This is a genomic window from Janthinobacterium sp. GW822-FHT07A03 (assembly GCF_058798815.1).
Genome location: NZ_JBXAKW010000006.1, coordinates 151104 through 171399, shown reverse-complemented (window position 1 = coordinate 171399; position 20296 = coordinate 151104). Strand labels below are relative to the sequence as shown.

15 protein-coding genes are annotated in these 20296 nt (G+C 63.1%); 7 read left to right on the top strand and 8 right to left on the bottom strand.

Features of this window, described 5'->3' with window-relative positions; all coding sequences use genetic code 11:
- The first annotated feature begins 5 nt into the window (after positions 1-5).
- From AC1RJW_RS18200 to AC1RJW_RS18185, 4 genes are all read left to right on the top strand, one after another.
- Positions 6-656: an ankyrin repeat domain-containing protein gene (locus tag AC1RJW_RS18200; RefSeq protein ID WP_493046228.1), complete on the top strand. Its 651-nt coding sequence runs from the start codon at positions 6-8 to the stop codon at positions 654-656.
- A 270-nt stretch (positions 657-926) separates the two neighbouring features.
- Entirely contained in the window at positions 927-1850 is a 924-nt protein-coding gene (locus AC1RJW_RS18195; RefSeq protein WP_493046227.1) for a class I SAM-dependent methyltransferase, read from the top strand.
- A gap of 100 nt (positions 1851-1950) precedes the next feature.
- Complete coding sequence (locus AC1RJW_RS18190; RefSeq protein WP_086144550.1) at positions 1951-2199, top strand: hypothetical protein; 249 nt, start codon at positions 1951-1953, stop codon at positions 2197-2199.
- A gap of 152 nt (positions 2200-2351) precedes the next feature.
- Positions 2352-2549, top strand: coding sequence for a hypothetical protein (locus AC1RJW_RS18185; protein WP_070218341.1), 198 nt, complete (start codon positions 2352-2354; stop codon positions 2547-2549).
- 66 nt (positions 2550-2615) lie between these two features.
- Here AC1RJW_RS18185 and AC1RJW_RS18180 read toward each other — a convergent pair whose 3' ends face one another.
- Positions 2616-3674, bottom strand: a complete 1059-nt coding sequence (locus AC1RJW_RS18180) for a phospholipase A (RefSeq protein WP_493046226.1) — start codon at positions 3672-3674, stop codon at positions 2616-2618.
- A 359-nt stretch (positions 3675-4033) separates the two neighbouring features.
- Here AC1RJW_RS18180 and fusA point away from each other — a divergent pair, with 359 nt between their 5' ends.
- Positions 4034-6142: an elongation factor G gene (gene fusA, locus AC1RJW_RS18175; protein ID WP_493046225.1), complete on the top strand. Its 2109-nt coding sequence runs from the start codon at positions 4034-4036 to the stop codon at positions 6140-6142.
- 73 nt (positions 6143-6215) lie between these two features.
- Here the strand turns inward: fusA and AC1RJW_RS18170 are convergent, their stop codons facing one another.
- Genes AC1RJW_RS18170 through AC1RJW_RS18155 form a run of 4 tightly spaced genes read right to left on the bottom strand, consistent with a single transcriptional unit; the run spans position 6216 to position 10875 of the window.
- Complete coding sequence (locus AC1RJW_RS18170) at positions 6216-7385, bottom strand: HlyD family secretion protein (protein WP_493046224.1); 1170 nt, start codon at positions 7383-7385, stop codon at positions 6216-6218.
- A gap of 21 nt (positions 7386-7406) precedes the next feature.
- The gene (locus tag AC1RJW_RS18165; protein WP_493046223.1) at positions 7407-8864 is read right to left on the bottom strand and encodes an efflux transporter outer membrane subunit; all 1458 of its coding nucleotides are present in this window, start codon (positions 8862-8864) and stop codon (positions 7407-7409) included.
- A gap of 5 nt (positions 8865-8869) precedes the next feature.
- The gene (locus AC1RJW_RS18160; RefSeq protein ID WP_493046222.1) at positions 8870-10444 is read right to left on the bottom strand and encodes a DHA2 family efflux MFS transporter permease subunit; all 1575 of its coding nucleotides are present in this window, start codon (positions 10442-10444) and stop codon (positions 8870-8872) included.
- The gene (locus AC1RJW_RS18155; protein WP_493046221.1) at positions 10441-10875 is read right to left on the bottom strand and encodes a MarR family winged helix-turn-helix transcriptional regulator; all 435 of its coding nucleotides are present in this window, start codon (positions 10873-10875) and stop codon (positions 10441-10443) included. Before AC1RJW_RS18155 ends, AC1RJW_RS18160 begins: the two co-directional genes overlap by 4 nt.
- Positions 10876-11005: 130 nt before the next feature.
- Here AC1RJW_RS18155 and AC1RJW_RS18150 point away from each other — a divergent pair, with 130 nt between their 5' ends.
- Complete coding sequence (locus AC1RJW_RS18150) at positions 11006-11536, top strand: SRPBCC family protein (protein ID WP_493046220.1); 531 nt, start codon at positions 11006-11008, stop codon at positions 11534-11536.
- A 311-nt stretch (positions 11537-11847) separates the two neighbouring features.
- Here the strand turns inward: AC1RJW_RS18150 and AC1RJW_RS18145 are convergent, their stop codons facing one another.
- Positions 11848-13125, bottom strand: coding sequence for a hypothetical protein (locus tag AC1RJW_RS18145; protein WP_493046219.1), 1278 nt, complete (start codon positions 13123-13125; stop codon positions 11848-11850).
- A 45-nt stretch (positions 13126-13170) separates the two neighbouring features.
- Positions 13171-14076, bottom strand: coding sequence for an alpha/beta hydrolase (locus AC1RJW_RS18140; RefSeq protein WP_493046218.1), 906 nt, complete (start codon positions 14074-14076; stop codon positions 13171-13173).
- Between the two features lie 140 nt (positions 14077-14216).
- On the opposite strand from AC1RJW_RS18140, the gene AC1RJW_RS18135 reads away from it, so the two are divergent.
- Entirely contained in the window at positions 14217-17417 is a 3201-nt protein-coding gene (locus tag AC1RJW_RS18135) for a PAS domain-containing protein (RefSeq protein ID WP_493046217.1), read from the top strand.
- On the opposite strand, the gene AC1RJW_RS18130 is transcribed toward AC1RJW_RS18135, so the two are convergent.
- Positions 17411-20296: a hybrid sensor histidine kinase/response regulator gene (locus AC1RJW_RS18130; RefSeq protein ID WP_493046216.1), complete on the bottom strand. Its 2886-nt coding sequence runs from the start codon at positions 20294-20296 to the stop codon at positions 17411-17413. The two genes, AC1RJW_RS18135 and AC1RJW_RS18130, sit on opposite strands and share 7 nt — an antisense overlap.

Below are 20296 nucleotides of genomic sequence, written 5' to 3'. Positions count from 1 at the left end.
AAAACATGATGAAAAAACTCGCGCTGGCGATGCTGCTGTGCTGTGCCGCCGCCAGCCAGGCGGCGCCGGAACCCGATGCATTCTTCCGCGCCGTGTCCGTCAACAACGCCAGCGGCGTGCGCGGCATGCTGATTGAGGGCATGAATCCGAACCAGCCTGACGCACAGCGCGGCGACATACCGCTCGTGCTGGCCCTGCGCGACGATGCGGACCGGGTTTTCCAGGTGCTGCTCGACGCTCCCGGCATCGACATCGAGGCCCGTTCGGCCAACGGCAACACGGCGCTGATGATGGCCGCCTACAAGCACAAGCTGGACGCGGTGAACGCCTTGCTGGCCAAGGGCGCCAAGGTCAACCAGAGCGGCTGGACGGCGCTCCACTATGCGGCCTCGGCCGGCGACCTGCCCATCATGAAGATTTTTCTGGACCGCGATGCCGTGGTCGATGCGCGCGCGCCCGCCAACGTCACGCCGCTGATGTTTGCCGCCCGCGAAGGACAGGAGGGCGCCGTCAAGCTGCTGCTGTCCTGGGGCGCGGACGCCAGCCTGAAGAGCGACCATGGCTGGACGGCCGCGCAGTTCGCCCAGGCCGGCGACAAGCCGGGCGTGGTGGCCATCATCGAGGCGGCCCAGAAGGCGCGCGCAGCACGTAAATAAGTACCTGCAAATAATGTATTAATTTCAATATTTTCCATGCCAGCGCTGAAACTGGCATGGAATTGCCTCTCACCTCAGCCCTTTGTTCTCCCTGGCGATTAACGATAATGATCGTGTCGCATTAATCAGGAGATTTTTCGCATGGGCCATCACACCACCGTCAGGCGCCGGCTGTATTGTCGCCGCCCCTCGCGCAGCCCGTGCGACATCACTGCTTTCTGGAATGACAAAACCGATCGGCCATCGGAGCCAGACTCCAAGAGGACAGACATGCTGAATGAACGAGAAATCGAGAGTTGTTACCTGGGGCAATTTATCCCCGTCCATTACCACCACAATATGCTGATGGACCAGAACCGCATGCACGGGTTCAAGTCGGCGATCGATTACGCGGTGAAACCCGGCATGAAGGTGCTGGAACTGGGCGGCGGCACGGGCGTGCTGTCGTGGTTTGCGGCCGCGCGCGCCGACAAGGTCTGGTGCGTGGAGTTCAATCCGGACATGGTCAAGGAAGCGCGCAAGATGCTGGCGCTCAACCCGAACGGTGAAAAAGTGGAAGTCGTCCACGCGGACGCCTTCGAATATCTGCCGCCCGAGCCCGTCGACGTGGTCATCTGCGAAATGATCCATGTGGGTATGCTGCGCGAAAAGCAGGTGGAAGTGATCGAATCGTTCAAGCGCCGCTACCTGGCCCGCTTCGGCGGCCCGCTGCCCATCTTCCTGCCCGAGGCCGTCATCATGGCCGTGCAGCCGATGCAGCAGGAATACGATTTCGAGGGTTTTTATGCGCCCATCGTGCAATTCCAGGAAACCACGGCCATCCACCCGGGCGTGCAGGAACTGGCGCCGCCGTCCGTCTACAGCATCATCGACTTCAGCCAGCCGACGGACAGCGTGTTCGGCTTCGACGGCAAGTTCGTCGTCGAGCGCAGCGGCACCCTGAACGCCTTGCGTTTCGTCACCAAGAACATCCTGGCCGTGGTGCCCGAGCGCTCGACCACCATCGACTGGCTGAACCACTACATGTGCCTGCCGCTGGCCGCGCCGCTGGCCGTGAAGGCGGGCGACGTGCTGCAAGTGAGTTTCCAGTACCGCGCCGGCGGCTCGATTCCGTCGCTGGAAGCGTCGATCCGCGCACAGGTGATCTATGACGTCAACCTGCAGCCCGTCACGCAGAACCCTGTCTACGCCTGAGCATCATTGATTTAAAGCTAACGCCGCAGCGATTTCATCCTGCGGCGTTCGTTCATTCAGGGTATATTTCGTCTTTTACCCACTGGACAGCTTTATTATCATGGAACAGATCGATCAGCGTTACCTCGTGCAACAGAACAAAATCAGCGATGGCGAGACCAGGCCACCCGTGTTTGCCAAGGTAATGCGCAGCAAGGAAGGCGTGTTTGAAGGCGTGTCCTTCATCAAGTCGAAGGACAAGGCCTCCATCCTGACCATCGAAGAGGCCAACCAGGCCATCAAATGGGCCGCCAGCAAGAAGCCGAACGCGCACGAGTACATCACGAAAGTGATTTGCGTCGGCCAGTAAGTCCCCGTTCATCCCCGCGTTTACTCCGTCCATCCTCCCATTGTGCCGTTCATCGCATGGCCGTTGCCGCCGCGGCGGCGCTTGACTATAGTGCCGTCACGGTAGCGGGGCAAGCACGGCTTGCTCCGCACATTTCATTCAAGGGGAACGCGATGCTGGGATTTGTGCTGTGGCTGCTGCTCTTGCTGGTGTGCTGGCCCCTGGCCTTGCTGGCCCTCGTGCTGTATCCGCTGGCCTGGCTGCTGTTGCTGCCATTCCGCCTGATCGGCATCGGCGTGGAAGGCGTGTTCGAGTTGCTGCGCGCCATCGTCATGCTGCCGGCCCGCGTGCTTGGTGGCGGGCGGCACTGAACTGGATTTCCCATAAAAAATGGCGCCGTCGGCGCCATTTTTTTATGCATGTACCGTTTACACCGCTTACAGGTCGACCATGAAACCGGCGCCGATCGATTTCTGCGAATAGTTGTAGTCGATCAAGCTCTGGCCATAGCCGGAGAACAGCTGCAGATAGCCTTTCAGGTTGGCTTTCAGCGGGAAAGCCCAGCTGGCCTGCATGGAGCCATGCCTCTTGCTGAAATTGCGGCGTGCCGTCACGGCGTATTCATGGCCCTTGTTGCGGTAGCTCACGCGCAAATCGCCATGCCCCATGTAATCGGTGATGTCGATATTGTCGTTGTCGGTCGCGCTATTGTCGAGGCGGTGCCAGACGCGGCCCGTGATCGCCAGGTTGTCCTTTTCCACGCCCAGTTCCGCATACACGCGGTTCCAGCTGCGCGACAGGGTCGACGTCTGGCCATTCGACTGGTGCACCAGGCCGAAGTTCAGGTAATTGAATTCCAGGCCCGCGAAATTCTTGTTGATCGGCAAGATCAGCATCAGCTCCGGCTGGTAATTGGTCTCGCGGAACGGGCTCGATGCCTTGCGGTTATACGCTTGCCAGAAACTTTGCTGCGTGTAGCCGAACCACATGTCGATGGGCGTGCCGGCGATGTCTTCCAGCAGCTTCATCTTGAAACTCAGCTGGAACGTCAATTCCACGTGCTGGCTCTTGATGCCGGCCGGCGTGAAGTCCTGGAACGGTTCGTCGTTCGAGGCGTCGCTGTAGTTGGCCAGCAGCAGATAGGTGTCGCGGTGCGGGCGGAAGTTGAACAGCCCCCGCTTCGAGGCGTCGTTGAGTTCCCACGATTGCTGCGTGCGCGAAATCGGCGCTTCCGGCGGCGCCGCGCCAGCCTGCGCGATGGCGGGAATGGCGGCGTTGACGGCATCCGGCGTGGCCACGCCCGGCGGGCTGACGGGCGTGATGGGGGCGACCTCGGCGGCTGCCGCCAGGGTCACGGCAGCCGTGGCAGGGTCGCCGCCGGCGGCGATGGTGGCTTTTTCCGCCGCCTTGGCCAGGGTGTCGAAGCAGCCCAGGCGGGCGCTGGCGTCACCAAGCACGGCGCAACGCTGCATTTGCTGTTCCAGTTCGCCGGCCATAGCCAGCGCCGGCGACGCCAGCAGGGAGGAGAGGATTATTTTTCTTAGTCGGATAGTCATAGGCTGAGTGGGGCATGTCATTCGGTGCGCACCTGGGCTGGCATGCCGGCGGCGTCGCCTTGCACGATAATTTACGGTGCGTATTGATTTTTATTAATCTTTGTTGAATTAAAGTTCAAAAATTAAAGTCCGGGAAGTATAGCCGAATCCGCAATTAGCCTCCGTGCGCCTGACGTGCGCGCGACGGCAAGTGTTGTACGCGTGGTAAACGGCCCGCTGCCGTGCCGCTCAAATCGATGTCTGCTACACTGGAAAACCGGTGCAAACACTGGCGCGCCGGGCTAGCCATGGAGATTGTGATGACCCGCAAAACACCTATCGAGCGCTACCGCAACATCGGCATCAGCGCCCATATCGACGCCGGCAAGACCACCACCACCGAGCGCATCCTGTTTTATACGGGGGTCAATCACAAGATCGGCGAAGTGCACAATGGCGCCGCCACGATGGACTGGATGGAGCAGGAGCAGGAACGGGGCATCACCATCACCTCGGCCGCCACCACGGCGTTCTGGAAAGGCATGGCCGGCAACTTCCCCGAACACCGGATCAACATCATCGACACGCCCGGCCACGTGGATTTCACGATCGAGGTCGAACGCTCGATGCGCGTGCTCGACGGCGCCGTGATGGTCTACGACGCCGTCGGCGGCGTGCAGCCGCAATCGGAAACCGTCTGGCGGCAAGCCAATAAATACCATGTGCCGCGCATCGCCTTCATCAACAAGATGGACCGGGTGGGGGCGGATTTCTTGCGCGTGCGCAAGCAGATCGCCGAGCGCCTGAAGGGCGTGGCCGTGCCCATCCAGCTGCCCATCGGCGCCGAAGAGCATTTCACGGGCGTGATCGACCTGCTGAAAATGCGCGCCATCACCTGGGACGACGCCAGCCAGGGCGTGCAGTTCAGCTATGGCGAGATTCCCGCCGAGCTGCTGGCGCAGGCGCAGGAGTGGCACGAGCACCTGGTCGAACACGCGGCCGAGGCCACCACCGAGATGACGGAGCGCTACCTGAACGGCGACACGTTCACGGAAGCGGAACTCAAGCAGGCCTTGCGCGCGCGCACCATCCGCAACGAGATCGTGCCCATGCTGTGCGGCAGCGCCTTCAAGAACAAGGGCGTGCAGGCGATGCTCGACGCCGTCATCGAATACCTGCCGTCGCCGCTGGAAGTGCCGCCCATCATGGGGCATGACGAGCACGACAACGAGGTGGAGCGCCATCCGGCCGACGACGAGCATTTCTCGGCCTTGGCCTTCAAGATCATGACGGACCCGTTCGTGGGGCAGCTGACCTTCTTCCGCGTGTATTCGGGCGTGGTGAATTCGGGCGACATGGTCTACAACCCCACCAAGAGCGCGCGCGAGCGGCTGGGGCGCATTTTGCAGATGCATGCGAACGAGCGCAAGGAGATCAAGGAAGTGTATGCGGGCGACATCGCCGCCGCCGTGGGCCTGAAAGCCGTGACCACGGGCGACACCCTGTGCGCCATCGACCACATCATCGTGCTGGAAAAGATGATCTTCCCGGAACCCGTGATTTCCCAGGCGGTCGAACCGAAGACCAAGCCGGACCAGGAAAAGATGGGCATCGCCCTGAACCGCCTGGCGCAGGAAGACCCGTCGTTCAGGGTGCATACGGACGAGGAATCGGGCCAGACCATCATGTCGGGCATGGGAGAATTGCACCTGGAAATTCTGGTCGACCGCATGCGGCGCGAATTCGGCGTGGAAGCGAACGTGGGCAAGCCGCAGGTGGCCTACCGCGAAACCATCACGCGCACGGTGGAAGATATCGAGGGCAAGTTCGTCAAGCAATCGGGCGGACGGGGCCAGTACGGCCACGTGGTGCTGAAACTCGAACCGCTGGAGCCAGGCACGGGCTACCAGTTCGTCGACGCCATCAAGGGCGGCGTCGTGCCGCGCGAATTCATTCCCGCCGTCGACAAGGGCATCATCGAAACCCTCAAATCGGGCGTGCTGGCCGGCTATCCCGTGGTGGACGTCAAGGCCACGTTGACGTTCGGCTCCTACCACGACGTCGATTCGAATGAAAACGCGTTTCGCATGGCCGGCTCCATCGCCTTCAAGGATGGCATGCGCAAAGCGTCGCCCGTGCTGTTGGAACCGATGATGCAGGTGGAGGCGGAAACGCCGGAAGAATTCATGGGCAACGTCATGGGCGATTTGACGGCCCGGCGCGGCATGGTACAGGGCGTCGACGACATCCCCGGCGGCGCGGGGCGCATCGTCAAGGCCCTGGTGCCGCTGGCGGAAATGTTCGGCTATTCCACCACCCTGCGCTCGCTGACCCAGGGCCGCGCCACGTACACGATGGAATTCAAGCACTATGCGGCCGTGCCCAAGCATATATTGGACCAGGTGGCGGCGGCGGGGAAGGCGAAGTAAATGTAATCAAACCCGAATGGCAAATGCCGGGGTCGTACCCTGCAGGGTATGACCCCAGTCGTCGCAGTTGGGTTTAGTGTGCGAGGTTTTGCGCAATGATCGCATCGGCCATCTTCTCCGCCTCGTCCACGGGCTGGCTCAGCGCCTGGGTCGTGTAGACGGTGGACGCCGCCATCGGCTGGTCCAGGGTTGCCCCTTCGCCGTGGCTGGTATCGACCGTCACCGTGGTCGACAGGCCGATGCGCAGCGGGTGGGCGGCCAGTTCCTTCGGGTCCAGCGTGATGCGCACGGGCACGCGCTGTACCACCTTGATCCAGTTGCCCGTGGCGTTTTGCGCCGGCAGCAGGGAGAACGCGCTGCCCGTGCCGGCCGACATGCCCAGCACCTTGCCGTGGTAGACCACCTTGCTGCCATACAAATCCGTTTCAATCGTGGCCGCCTGGCCGACACGGATATTGCGCAATTCGGACTCCTTGAAGTTCGCATCGATCCATAATTGGTCGAGCGGCACGATGGACATCAGGGGCGTGCCCGGCGTCACGTGCGACCCCAGCTGGACGTTGCGCTTGGCGACATAGCCCGAGACGGGCGCGACCACGGCGTTGCGGCGCACGGCCAGCCACGCTTGCAGCACGTCGCCCTTGGCCGACAGCACGGCCGGATGGCTGGCCAGGTTCACGCCTGCCACGCCCGATTTGGCCGACTCGGCCTGGCGCTGCGCCACCGTCAAGGCTGCTTTCGCGTCGTCAACGGCCTGTTTCGCATGAACAAGGTCTTCGCCCGAGATCGTGTGGTCCGCGGCCAGCGGTGCGCGGCGCGCCAGGTTGCCTTGCGCCGTGGCCAGCGCCAGGCGGCGCTGCTCGATGACGGCGTCGTACTGCGCCACGCTGGCATAGCGTTCGCGCTCCTGGCGCACGACGTTGCCCAGGCGCGCCTGCGCCTGGCTCAGGGCCAGGTCCGCATCGATGGCGTTCAGGGTGATCAGCGGCGCGCCCGCTTTCACCATCTGCGTCTCGTCGGCGCGGATTTCATCGACATTGCCCGTCACTTGCGCGGACAGGGTGACCAGGTTGCCGGCCACGTAGGCGTTGTCCGTGACTTCTTCCTTGGCCAGCACTAATTGATAATAGGCTGCCCAGGCGGCGCCCGCCACGAGAAAGGCGGCCGTGATGGCGATCAGGACGGCCTTGCGCTTGCCCGGCTGTTCGGTGGAAGTGGTGGTGGCTGTGGTTTCGCTGCTCATGATGTGTTCCGTAATCGATTGTTATTGTTTGGTGGTGTTGGTGCTGGCCGTGCCGGCAAAGTCGCTGCTGCCCCGGTAGCCGCCGCCCAGGGCCACGCTCAGGCTGATTTCCGCGTTCTGGCGCTGGTTTTGCAGCTGCATGCCCAGGTCCACCTGGCCGCGCACGGTCATTTCCGCATTCAGCTGGGTGGCGCGGTCGGCCAATCCCTGTTTCAGCCGGGCGTTGGCGTTGCGCAGCTGCGCTTCGCTGGCGCGCAGGTTTTCCTGCTGCAGGCGCAGCTGGTTTTCCACGCCTTGCACCCTGGCGCCCGCCTGCGCCACGTCGCGCACGACATTGAAGACGTTCTGGTTGTAGTCGGCGATCAGTTCGTTGCGTTCGCTGCGCGCGCCGGCAAGCTGCGCCTGCAGGCGGCCGCTGTCGAACAGGGGCAAGGACAGGGCCGGGCCGATGAACAGGGTGCGGCTGCCGGACTCGAGCAGCTTGCCCAGCTTGATCGCATCGAGGCCGAACGAGGCTCCCAGGTCGATATCGGGGTAGAACGATGCCTGCGCCGCCTCGATCTTGCTCATCGATGCCTGTACCCGCCAGCGGGACGCCTGCAAGTCGGGCCGGCGCGCCAGCAATTCCATGCCCAGCTTGCCGGGCAGGGCATGCGGCAGCGCCTGGGCCTGTCTCGGCTGCAGGCTGGCCAGCGCCGAGCTGTCGCCGCCGAGCAGGGCGCGCAAGGCTTCCCGTTCCGTGACGACCTGCGTTTCCAGCAGGGCGATCTGCTGCTGCAGCAAGCTCAAACGCGTTTGCGCGGACAGATGGTCGTCGCTGACGCCGAGGCCGTTGGCGATGCGCTTTTCCTTGTCCAGCACCAGTTGCTGCTGCAGGGCCACCAGCGCATGCAGATTGTCCATGCGGGCCCAGCCGTTTTGCATGCTGAAGTAGTGGCGTGCGATCTCGGCCGCCAGCATCTGTTCCGCCATCGCATACTCGGCACGGCGCGCGTTGACTTCGCCCAGGCTGGCGGCGATCTGCGCCTTGTGCTTGCCCCACCAGTCCAGGTCGTAATGGGCTTGCACGCCCACCGTGACCTCGTTGTAGTAATTGCCGCCGATGGGGGCGGGCATCAAGCCGTTGCCCGAATAGCGCTGGCGGCTGGCGTTGGCGTCCAGGTCGACCCTGGGGCCGCGCTGCGCGTGTTGCGCGTCAAACGCGGCAAGGGCCGAGCCGATGCGGGCATTCGCCACCGCCAGGTTCGGGCTGGCGGCCAGCGCCTGGTCGATTAGCTGGTCCAGCTGATCGTCCTGGAACTGGCGCCACCACTGGGCGGCGGGCCAGCCTTCGCTGGCCAGGTGGATGTCGGCCGCCAATTGCACGGTGGCCAGGTCTTGCTGCGGCAGCTGTTGCGTGTCGGGCGGGATGCTGGCGCAGCCGGCCAGGGATAAACTTAGCGCCAGGACGCTCAGGGAGAGTTTCATCGGTGTGTGCATGTGGGTTATTCCATGGCCGCGTGGTCGACCACGACAGGCGCATTTTTCTTCGGTGGTTTGATCAGGAGCAAGAGCGGCAGCACGAGGATGGTCAGCCACATCATCAGCCAGAAGTCGTCGAGGTAGGCGATCATCGACGCCTGCCGCGTGATTTCGCCATTCAGCGCCGCCATGCCCGTGCTCGTGCCCAGGTCGAACACCTGGGCGATGCCGGGGTCATGCAGGGCCGGATTGGCGATCGTGATGTGTTCCGTCAGGGAGGCATGGGCGATCTGCGTATTGCGCACCAACAAGGTTTGCACGAGGGCGATGCCGATGCTGCTGCCGATATTGCGCACCAGGCTGTAGATCGCCGTGCCTTCCGCCCGCATCTGCGGCGACAGGGTGGCGAACGTGGCCGCGCTCAGGGGCACGAAGACGAGGCCCAGGCCGATGCCCTGGATAATGCCATTCCATACGACCGTCTTCGGTACGAGGTCCAGGGTGAAATTGGCCATTTGCCACAGCGAAAACGCGGTAATCGAAAAGCCTACGCCCAGCAGGATGCGCGTATCGATCTTGCCCGTCAGCCTGCCGACGATCAGCATGGCCAGCATCGTACCCAGGCCGCTGGGCGCCGTCACCAGGCCGGCGATGGCCGCCGGGTAATTCATCAGGCCTTGCAGCATGGACGGCGTCAGCGCGCGGGTGGCGAACAGCACCATGCCGACGATGAAGATGAACAGCAAGCCGCTCACATAGTTCGAATTCTTCAGCAGGCGGTAGTCGAGGAAGGACTTGCCGGCCGGGCGCAGCGCCGTGTGGGCGACGAAATAACACAGGCTCATGGCCAGCACGATGGCTTCGATCCACGTTTCGGTGGAGGAAAACCAGTCATTCTGCTCGCCCCGGTCCAGCAGCATCTGCAGCGCGCCGATGGACAGGCTCAGGGTGGCAAAGCCGAACATGTCAAAGTTCATGCGGCGGTTGGGCGGGTCCTTGCGGATGTAGCGCCAGATGCCATAGAAGGCCATGGCGCCGATGGGGATGTTGATGAAGAAGACCCAGCGCCAGCTGTAGCTGTCCGTCAGCCAGCCGCCCAAGGTCGGTCCCAGGATGGGGCCGATCATCACGCCCATGCCCCAGATGGCCATGGCCGAGCCGTGCTTTTCGCGCGGATTGATGTCGAGCAAGACCGCCTGCGACAGGGGCACCAGCGCCGCGCCGAACACGCCTTGCAGCAAACGGGCGGCAACGATCTCGGACAGGGTACCGGACAGGCCGCACAGCACGGAGGCGAGCGTAAAGCCGGCCACGGAGACGAGAAAGGTGTTTTTCTGGCCGAAACGATCGCACAGCCAGCCCGTCAGGGGCGTGGCGATGGCGGCGGCGACGATGAACGAGGTCAGCACCCAGGTGATCTGGTCTTGCGAGGCGGACAGGCTGCCCTGCATGTGGGGCAGGGCGACGTTGGCGATGGTGCCGTCGAGCGCCTGGATGATGGTGGCGAGCATGATCGAAATCGTGATCATGCGCCGGTTCAGGGTGGGGTCCTGTGAAGCGGGCAGCGCCGGCGTGGCGCTGGCTGTGGCCGAACTCATGCGGATTTCTCCGTGGCCGCCTGTAGCGCTTCGAGCAGTTCGGTGGCGGCCCGCAGTTGATCGGGATCAATGCCCTGCAGCAGTTCCTTGCGGAAACCGTCCGCTTCCTTGCGCACGGTGTCATACACCTGCAGGCCAGCTTCCGTCAGCACGACGAGTTTCACGCGGCGGTCCGTTTCCGACGGCTGGCGCTGCACGAAGCCCGATTTCACGAGCCGGTCCAGCATCGACACCATGGTGGGGTTTTCCACGCCCAGCTGATGGGCCAATTCGCTTTGCGAGGGCGGCTGCGGCGATTTGGCGATCATGGCAATGGCCATCCAGCTCGCTTGCCCCAGGTCCAGGTCCTTCAGGCGCCGGTCGATCGCATGGCGCCAGCCGCGCGCCGTCTTGTGGAGCGCGGCGGAAAAACGCTCTTCGATAGAAATCATAAGGTGAGTCGTCTAATAGTTAGGTGTCTAACTAATATTCTAGCATGCTGGTTTGACAGGCGTACAGGCCTTTCCGTTTGTCGGCGCCGCTGGTACATTAACAGTCAGCCCACCACCATCAGGAGACAGCATGACGACGGAAAAACAGAAGCAGGATGGACAGCACCGCGACAGCAGCGACTTTGTCATCACGCAAACCTTCGACGCGCCGCGCGAACTGGTGTTCCAGTCGTGGGTGGAGCCCGAGCGCCTGGCCCAATGGTGGGGCCCCGTCGGCTTCGAATTGAGCGTGCTGGCGCTGGACTTGCGCCCGGGCGGTGTCTTCCACTACGGCATGCGCGCCGACAATGGCTACGAGATGTGGGGCAAGTTCACCTACCAGGCCATCGAAGCGCCGGAAAAGATCGTCTCGATTTTGTCATTCGCCGACAAGCAGGGCACTGCCGTGCAGCACCCCGTCAGCGCGACCTGGCCATTGGAATCGTTCAATGTCATGACCCTCACGGAAGAAAACGGCAAGACGACGATGACCTTGCGTTCCACACCGCACAAGGCCACCGATGAGCAGCATGAGACTTTCCTGGAAGGGCATGAGTCGATGACGCAGGGGTTCAAGGCTACTTTTGCCCAATTGGCACAGTACCTTGCGCGTGTTCAGTGAGGGTATTGTTTTGAACAGCGGGCCAGAGCCGCGGGCCTGAGAAAATGCCCATGGCTGCGTTGCTTGGGCTCGCCGTACATGCGTACTGTCTTCGCCCGCGCGCCTTGCCCTGGCCATTTTTCAGGCCCGCTGGGCCCGGGGAGCCTTTGTTGAGGCGCGGGCGGGTTCATGCTCTCGTTGCCGGTTCGCGGTTGAGGAACGTCTGCTTGCGCCCCAAACCGGAAATTGAATTGGTCCAACTCGCCTAGGTTCGGGTTACCTGTGCAAGTCTGACTAATCTACTCTTGGTCGCGTATGGAAAGTAATAAGTACTAAGGACTGTAGAACTGGCTAAGGCGTCCATTAGGATCGATCCTTAAGATGAAGTAATCGCCGTTGAAGAGTACTGCCATGCGCCCTGATCTGACAAACTCTCCCGAGTTCGTCGCGAAGTGAAGAGCAAGCTCTTCGCGAATACTATCTAAGACTTTCTCGATTAGGTCCTTAAGGTCCGTCAGCTCATAAGGAAGGACAGTCTTTCCCTTAAAATTACCAACCTGATAGGCATCTATGTGTCGCATTACGATGTGCAGGTAGGATTGCAAATCCCAAAAGACTTGCTTTTTCCCGTGCAGTATAACGGACGGGTTAAACCCGATGGCGTTAGCAAGTATCCTTTTCGCAACATCACTGTCTAACGTCAATGACCGGTCTCCTAATCTCGCTCTCTCAAACTCAGCGCATACAGCGCCAAGTGCCGCTACTCGCTTAACGAATTCGTAGCTGGCTTTGGCTTCTAGCTCTTCCTTGGTCAGTGCATTTCGTGCAGCTTTCGCGTTTAACGATGCAAGTTGAATGTTGACGTTCTCGCTTGCAGACTTCACAGTAAAGCCAAAAGTTTCAAGGATGCGGCTATCGATCGTATTGTTTCGCATCCCCAGCATTGTTCCGACTTGGTCTTCTTTTTCATAATCGATCAATGCAGTTCCGCCGTTATGTTTCATGACCAGATAATTTACTAGTAGCTTCTGTGCGTCTAGCTTTGAAAAGTCAGCTTCAACTAAAACAATGTTCGGCACAATCTTCTTGCCTGTTGGGTGACGGAGCGGCTGGCGGTTAAAGGTTGCGTAAGATATCTTAAAGAGGTCTTTGATAGCGACGCCCTTGTACTTTAAAGTCTTTCTTTGTTGAACAGTTAGCGCAGGATCTCGGCAGTCTATCCGTAGAACCGCTAGATCGTTATAAGCTGAGTTACTATTCGCAAGCTCGTTTGTTTGCTCGTTCATGTAAACTTTGTTGAACAGAACCCCGGTAACCATGTGTCCGTAGTCAGTTTCAGCTTTGCTGTTGTGCCGAAACATAAAACAGGTCATGTTCCTTTCAATACCAATCATCTCGTGCAGGTCGCGCAGGTGAAACTCTCTCCCTGCAACTTCAACTCCAGGTATGCCTATCGAGTGCAAGTCTGTTATTTCGTATGTGCCAATCAATGCATTCTCCAGTACTGCTTCGATAGACGATCGCCAAGTCATCACCAGGCGCGGAACCTTCTGGGACAACGCCGCGATTGGAAGATTCTTCTCGACGCTGAAAACAGAACGGCTTAGCAAGAGGCACTACCTTTGTTATGTCGCCTGCTTCAGGCAACACTGTCATCATTGCGCGCCGATCCCCAGCATCTCCCTCACCACCGGCAAAATCATCTTCCAAGCATTCGACGTCGCCGCAATCTCGTCGTAATGGCTGGCCCCCGGCAAGATCAGCACCTCCGCATGGTCGCCGGCCAGCTTGGCCTTGGCCGCATAGTCGTGCGCGACGCGGGGAGGGGAGATGGTGTCGAGTTCTCCGGTCGCCAGGACGGTGCGGCTGCCGTTGGGGATCAGGTCGGCGGCGTTGGTGTCGCTGTAGATGTCCGGGCGCTCAGTGCTGGCGCTGCCTGCCAGTTGCGCGATGTCGCGTTCGCAGCTGCTCTTGATCAACTCCTTCTCATGGCGCAGGTCGGCCAGGCCGCCCAGGCTGACGATGTTTTTTACCGGCAGGTAGGTGTCGCGGTACAGGGGGCTGGTCTTGGGCAGCTTTTCCCGGCCGGCGATCCATTGCACCAGCTGGCCGCCGGCCGAGTGGCCCATGGCGAGGATGCGGTTCACGTCCAGCTGGTACTGGGGCGCGTGCTGCTGCAGGCTGTCGAGCGCCGCGTGCATGTCTTCATACGTGCCTGGGTAGCCGCCGCCCGGCTCGTCGACCCGGCGATATTCTACGTTCCACACGGCGATGCCTTGCGCGACGAGGGCGCCGGCCACGTTGCGCATCTGTTTGATGCCGCCGAAGGCCACCGTCCAGCAGCCCCCATGGACGAGCACGACGACGGGGAACGGCCCGCTGCCTTCGGGCCGGAACAGCTGCGCGTATTGCGACGGCGCGGAACCATAGGCGATCTGCGCCGTGGGCGCGGGGCCGTTCAGGGCCAGGTAGTCGTCCAGGCTCATGGGGGCGGCGACGGCGCCGTGGACGGAGGCAAGCAGGGCGGAGGCGAGCAGGGTGGACGGCAATGAAGTAGGCATGCTGGGATTCGCTTGAGAAGAGAGCAACACTTTAGCATAGGGCTGCGTGGCCGCGGAGATCAAGCAACGCGCTGTTTTCCTCCTGCAAGAGCGTTGCCCCATGGTATATTTCGGGCATCAGTTTTCCCCATATCGACACGGTGCACGCAAACAACATTCTTTCCTTGCTGGACGCCGAACATAGTGCGCTGGGCAGCATCGCGGCAGGCGCCGACCTGGCCCATGCTCTGGAACACTTGTTGCTGGCGCTGCAAGACCTGGCCGAGGGCGGTGCGCATGCCTGCCTGGTGCTCATCGACGAGGCCGACCGCTTTTGCGGCTTGTCCGCGCCCAGCCTGCCGCAAGACCTGTGCCTGGCCCTGCGCCACGGCGGCGAACAGCCGTCCCCGTTCGGCACGGCGGCCTTTTCCGGCGCGCCCGTGTATTGCGGCGACATCTCGCGCGACGTGCACTGGAGCGCGGGACGCAAGGAAGCCATGCTGCACGGCTACCGCGCCTGCTGGGTCGCCCCCGTCTTCGGCGCCAAGGGGCATATCCTGGGCGTGCTGGGCCTGTTTTTCCAGGCGACGTGCCATCCCACGCAACCCGAAATCGAACTGCTGGCGCTGGCCGCGCGCGTGGCCGCGCATGTCATCGAGCGGGGCCAGCTGGAACAGGCGCTGCATGACAGCCGCGAACACTTTCATTACGCCATAGAACTGAACACGCAAGTGCTGTGGACGGCCGACATCGACGGCAAGCTCGACTATGTGGCGCAGCGCTGGCGCGAATGGACGGGCTGCAGCGGCCTCGGTACCAGCTGGCTCGATGCCGTCCACCCCGAGGACGTGCGCCATTCCCTGGCGGCCTGGAGCGAATCGGTGGGCAGTTGCCAGCCTTTTGACGCGGAAATGCGCGTGCGCCGGCAGGACGGCCTGTACCGCTGGGTGCATTCGCGCGCGTACTGCCGGCTCGACGAGCGGGGCAAGCCCGTGAAATGGTATGGCTCGTGCGAGGATATCGACGAGCACTGGCAGGCGCGCAATGCCTTGCTCGACAGCGAAGCGCAGTTCCGTTCGCTCGCCTCGACCATGCCCAACCAGGCCTGGCTGGCGCATGGCAGCGGCGCCACCTACTGGGTCAACGAACAGGTGTGCGAATACACGGGGCAATCGATGAAGTCGCTCGTATCGAGCGGCTTTCGCCATTGCGTGCATCCGGACGACGTGCAGGCCACGCAGGTCAGCTGGGAGCGGGCCGTCGCCACCGCCAGCGCCTACGAACACGAATTCCGCATGCGCCGCGCCAGCGACGGCGCTTACCGCTGGTTCCTGGCGCGCGCCTTGCCCCTGTTCGACGAGGCGGGCACGGTGTTGCGCTGGGTGGGCACGAACACGGACGTGCAGGAACAGAAGAACGTGCTGGAAAAGATGGCCTACCTGAATTCCTCGCTGGAACTGGAAATGGCCAACCGCACGGCCGACCGCGACCGCATGTGGCGGCTGTCGACCGACATCATGCTGGTGGCCGACCTGGCCGGCATGATCATCGCCGTCAATCCCGCCTGGAGCAAGATCCTCGAGCGCCCGGAAATCGAGTCGCTGGGCATGGATTTCATCAGTCTCGTGCATCCCGACGACCGCATGGCGGCCCTGCAGGACTTGTCGCGCCTGGCCCACGGCGCACCCACCTTGCGCATGGAAAACCGCTACCGCCGGCGCGATGGCGGCTACCGCTGGATTTCCTGGACGGCCGTGCCGGCGCAAAAGCTGATCCACGCCATCGGCCGCGACGTCACCGATGAAAAAGAGGCGCGTCTGGCGCTCGTGCGCAGCGAGCAAGCCTTGTTGCAGGCGCAAAAGCTGGAATCGATCGGCAAGCTGACGGGCGGCGTGGCGCACGATTTCAACAACGTGCTGCAAATTATCTCTGGCAATCTGCAGTTGCTGAAGCTGACGGTGGCCGACAATCCGCAGGCGGCCAGGCGCCTCGATTCGGCCGCCTCGGCCGTCGAGCGGGGCGCCAAGCTGTCGTCGCAACTGCTGGCCTTTGCGCGGCGTCAACCGTTGAAGCCGCTGGTGACGGACCTGGGACGCTTGCTGCGCCGCATGCACGAGCTGATCCGCCGCGCCCTGGGCGAGGCGATTGCCGAGGAAACCTTCATCAGCGAAGGTTTGTGGCATACCCTGGTCGATCCGAACCAGATGGAAAACGTGCTGCTGAACATGGCCATCAACGCGCGCGACGCGATGGACAAGGGCGGCCGCCTCACTTTCACCTTGAGCAATGTCACGCTCGACGCCGCCTATGCCAGCCTGCATGCCGATGTGCTGGAGGGGCAATATGTGCTGCTGACCATCACGGACACGGGCCACGGCATGGAGCGCGACGTGATCGACCAGATATTCGAACCGTTCTTCACGACGAAAAAGGAAGGCGAGGGCACGGGCCTGGGCCTGTCCATGGCGTACGGCTTCATCCGCCAGAGCGCGGGCCACATCAAGGTGCACAGCGCGCCCGGTGCGGGCACGACGTTCAAGATTTATCTGCCCCGTTCGCTGGAAAAGCTGGCCGAGCCGCCGCCTGGCCTGACGGGCCCCGTGCTGGGCGGCGGCGAGACCATTCTCGTGGTGGAAGACGATGCCCCCGTGCAACATACGGTGGTCGACATGCTGCGCGGCCTCGGCTACGACGTGCTGCATGCGGACGACGGCGCCTCGGCGCTGGCCCTGCTGGGCACGGGCGTGGCCATCGACCTGCTGTTTACGGACGTGGTCATGCCCGGTCCCGTCAGCAGCAAGGAGCTGGCGCAGCAAGCCAGGCTGCTGCTGCCCGAGCTGGCCGTGCTGTTTACCTCGGGCTATACGCATAACGCCATCATGCAGGGCGGGCGCCTGGACCCGGGCGTGGAACTGTTGAGTAAACCCTACCAGCGCGAAGACCTGGCGCGGCGCATCCGCCATCTGCTGGCCGACCGCCGCCTGGTGGGCGCGCCCGACCCGTCCGGGCGGCGCATCCTGCTGGTGGAAGACAATGACGATGCGCGCGAAATGACCACGGAAATGCTCAATATGCTGGGGCACACCGTGCACGGCGTGGCCAGCGCGGAAGCGGCCATGCCGCTCCTGGCCATGCCGGGCCTGGACGTGCTGGTGACGGATATCAGCCTGCCCACCATGTCGGGCCTGGAACTGGCGCGCCATGCGCGCGCGCACTGGCCGCAGCTGGACGTGGTGTTTGCTTCCGGGCACGACTGGGGCGCCAGCCTGATGCAGGACGCCAGCGCGCGCTTCCTGCGCAAGCCGTTTGGCCTGGAAGAGCTGGCCGGCGCCCTGAAGGCGCGCCAGCTCGACGTCTACTGACCTGGCGGCAGCAAGGCCCGCTGCAATTGCTCCAGGGTAAATGGTTTCACCAGAAAACGCGCCTGCGGATCCAGTACGCCGGAATTGGCGGGCGCATGACCGGTGGAAAACACCACTTCCAGTTGCGGCTGCTCGCGGGCGGCCAGTTCGGCCAGCTCGGCGCCCGACATCTGCGGCAGGCTGATATCGGTCAGCAGCAGTTCCAGTCCCGGCGTGGCCAGCAGGGGCAAGGCTTCCTCGGCCGTGCCCACGGCCAGCACCGTGTGGCCGAGCATGGCCAGCAGTTCGCTCGTCATGGCGCGCGCATCGGCATTGTCTTCCACCAGCAGGATGTGCCTCCCCTCCGGCCGTGCCGGCGCGGACTGCGGCGCCAGCTGCGCGCGGTACTGGTGCAGGGCCGTCACGTGGCGGCCATTGGCCAGCAGGTGGCGGATGCGCCGCGCCAGGTCCTCGCGCCGGTAAGGCTTGCTCAACAGTTCCACGCCCGGTTCCAATCGGCCGCCCTGCATGATGGCGTCCTGCGTGTAGCCCGAGGTAAACAAGACGGCCAACTGCGGCAGCAGCAAGCGGGCCTGGCGCGCCAGTTCCGTGCTGGCCACCTTGCCCGGCATCACCACGTCCGTAAACAGCAGGTCGATGGGCACGCCGCTGCCGACGATGGCCAGCGCGCTTTCGCCATCGCTGGCGCGCAGCACGACGTAGCCGAGGCCGCGCAGCATGTCCACCACCGTCGTCTGCACCTGCACGTCGTCTTCCACGACGAGGATGGTTTCCTTGCCGCCCAGCACGGGACCGCCCAGCTGCAGCGGCAGTTCCGTTTCCGCTTCCAGCGAGCGCGGCAGGTAGATGCGGAAGGTGCTGCCGTGGCCCGGCAGGCTGTCCACCGTCAGGTGGCCGCCGCTCTGGCGCAGGAAGCCGTACGCCATGCTCAAACCCAGTCCCGTGCCTTCGCCCTCGCTTTTGGTCGTGAAGAACGGTTCGAAAATCTTGTCCAGCAGCTCGGCTGGAATGCCCGTGCCCGTATCCGAGACGGCCAGCTGCACGTAGTCACCAGGCGTGACGTCCGCGTGGCGGGCCGCATAGTCGCTGCCCAGCACGCTGTTGCTCAGTTCGATGGTCAGCTGGCCCTGGCCGGCCATGGCGTCGCGCGCGTTGATGGCCAGGTTGAGGATGACGTTTTCCAGCTGGTGCGGGTCGACCAGGGCGCGCCAGCAGTCGTCGGCCAGCAGCAGGCGCGTCTCGATGGTTTCGCCCGTGGCGCGCCGCAGCAGCTCTTCCGTCGAACGCAGCAGTTGCGCCAGGTCCGTCACCAGCGGTTTCAATGGTTGACGCCGCGCAAAGGCCAGCAGCTGGGCAGACAGCTTGGCGCCCCGTTCCACGGCGGACGAGGCGCTGGCGATGCGCTTGGCGGCCAGCGGGTCGCCGTCCAGGGTCATCTGCAGCAGTTGCAGGTTGCCCGAGATAATTTGCAGCACGTTATTGAAATCGTGGGCCACGCCGCCCGTCAGCTTGCCCAGTGCTTCGAGCTTTTGCGATTGCAGCAGGGCCATCTCGCTGTGGCGCAGGGATTCCTGCATGCGGCGCAAGGTGCTTTCCGCTTCCTTTTCCAGGGTGACGTGGCGCCCCGTGGCAAACACCAGGTCGCCTTCGGTGGCCGCCACCCACGACAGCCAGCGGTGGCCGCCATCGCGGTGCCGGTAGCGGTTTTCAAAGCTGGGCATGGCTTCCTGCGACACTTGCGCCAGCGCCTGGCGCGTGGCGGCCGCATCCTCGGGCAGCACGAAGTCGAACAGGCTGCGGCCCAGCATTTCCTCGGGCAGCCAGCCCAGGATGGCGCCGGCGGCCGGGTTGACGGCGGCAAAGCAGCCTTCGGCATCGATGGCCACCATCAGGTCTTGCGCGCTGCGCCACAGCCGCTCGCGCTCGCTGTTGCGCGCGGCCAGGTCCGCTTCCAGCTTCTTTTCCACGGTGATGTCGCGCGCGCTGCAATACACCTTCTCGCCCTCGGGCACGGCCACCCACGACAGCCAGTGCCAGCCGCCCAGCTTGTGGCGGTAGCGGTTTTCGAAGCGCAGCGCCGGCTGGCCCTGGTTGGCCGCTTCCCAGGCCGCATAGGTGCGCGGCAAGTCGTCCGGGTGGATCAGTTCAAAAAATTTCGTCGTGCGGATTTCCTCCGCCGACCAGCCCAGGGTGGCTTGCCAGGCGGGGTTCGAGTGCTCGAAATAGCCGTCGAGGTTGAGCACGCCCAGCAAGTCGGGGCTGACGTTCCAGGTGCGGCCGAACTCGCGCGTGCGCTCGGCCACCTGCGTTTCCATGCTGGCACTGAGGGCGCGCAGGCGCGATTCCGCCTGCGCCCGCAAGATGGTCGACCAGACCCGTTCCGACACTTGCACGGCCAGTTCGATCTCGTCCGCATGCCACAGGCGCGCCGCGCTGCTGTGCACGACGAACAGGGCCGCCAGCCGGCCTTCCTTGGCAATGGGAATGTTCAGGAAGGCACGGATGCCCAGGCGCGCAAACGTGGCCAGCGCGGCCGGCATGGCCGTGCGCGGGTCGCTCGCCACATCGCTGACGGCCAGCGCCTGGCCGGCGGCCAGTGCATCGGCCAGGCGGGCGGCATAATCGCCGAGGAAATACTCGCCCGTGGCGCCCGGCGCCAGGCCGTCGCTCCATGCATGCTGTAGGGTGGGGCATTGCAGGGTCTGGTCGATATCGAAACAGGCCACTTGCTGGGCGCCCAGGCGTTGTCCCAGCAGCTGCGCCGACAGGGACAGGATCTCGCCCGTGTCCTGCAGCAGGCGCAGCCGGCGTTCCAGCTGCAGCAAGAAGGCGACGCCGCTGGCGCCGGCCTGGCTGCGGGGGGCGGGTGTGCTGCTCAT

Excerpts from the sequence above, each read along its gene's own strand:
- AC1RJW_RS18190 (WP_086144550.1), top strand. The coding sequence starts at position 1,951 with ATGGAACAGATCGATCAGCGTTACCTCGTGCAACAGAACAAAATCAGC.
- AC1RJW_RS18200 (WP_493046228.1), top strand. The coding sequence starts at position 6 with ATGATGAAAAAACTCGCGCTGGCGATGCTGCTGTGCTGTGCCGCCGCC.
- AC1RJW_RS18165 (WP_493046223.1), bottom strand. The coding sequence starts at position 8,864 with ATGCACACACCGATGAAACTCTCCCTGAGCGTCCTGGCGCTAAGTTTA.
- AC1RJW_RS18150 (WP_493046220.1), top strand. The coding sequence starts at position 11,006 with ATGACGACGGAAAAACAGAAGCAGGATGGACAGCACCGCGACAGCAGC.
- AC1RJW_RS18170 (WP_493046224.1), bottom strand. The coding sequence starts at position 7,385 with ATGAGCAGCGAAACCACAGCCACCACCACTTCCACCGAACAGCCGGGC.
- AC1RJW_RS18155 (WP_493046221.1), bottom strand. The coding sequence starts at position 10,875 with ATGATTTCTATCGAAGAGCGTTTTTCCGCCGCGCTCCACAAGACGGCG.
- AC1RJW_RS18160 (WP_493046222.1), bottom strand. The coding sequence starts at position 10,444 with ATGAGTTCGGCCACAGCCAGCGCCACGCCGGCGCTGCCCGCTTCACAG.
- AC1RJW_RS18140 (WP_493046218.1), bottom strand. The coding sequence starts at position 14,076 with ATGCCTACTTCATTGCCGTCCACCCTGCTCGCCTCCGCCCTGCTTGCC.
- AC1RJW_RS18130 (WP_493046216.1), bottom strand. The coding sequence starts at position 20,296 with ATGAGCAGCACACCCGCCCCCCGCAGCCAGGCCGGCGCCAGCGGCGTC.
- AC1RJW_RS18195 (WP_493046227.1), top strand. The coding sequence starts at position 927 with ATGCTGAATGAACGAGAAATCGAGAGTTGTTACCTGGGGCAATTTATC.
- AC1RJW_RS18180 (WP_493046226.1), bottom strand. The coding sequence starts at position 3,674 with ATGGCCGGCGAACTGGAACAGCAAATGCAGCGTTGCGCCGTGCTTGGT.
- AC1RJW_RS18185 (WP_070218341.1), top strand. The coding sequence starts at position 2,352 with ATGCTGGGATTTGTGCTGTGGCTGCTGCTCTTGCTGGTGTGCTGGCCC.
- fusA (WP_493046225.1), top strand. The coding sequence starts at position 4,034 with ATGACCCGCAAAACACCTATCGAGCGCTACCGCAACATCGGCATCAGC.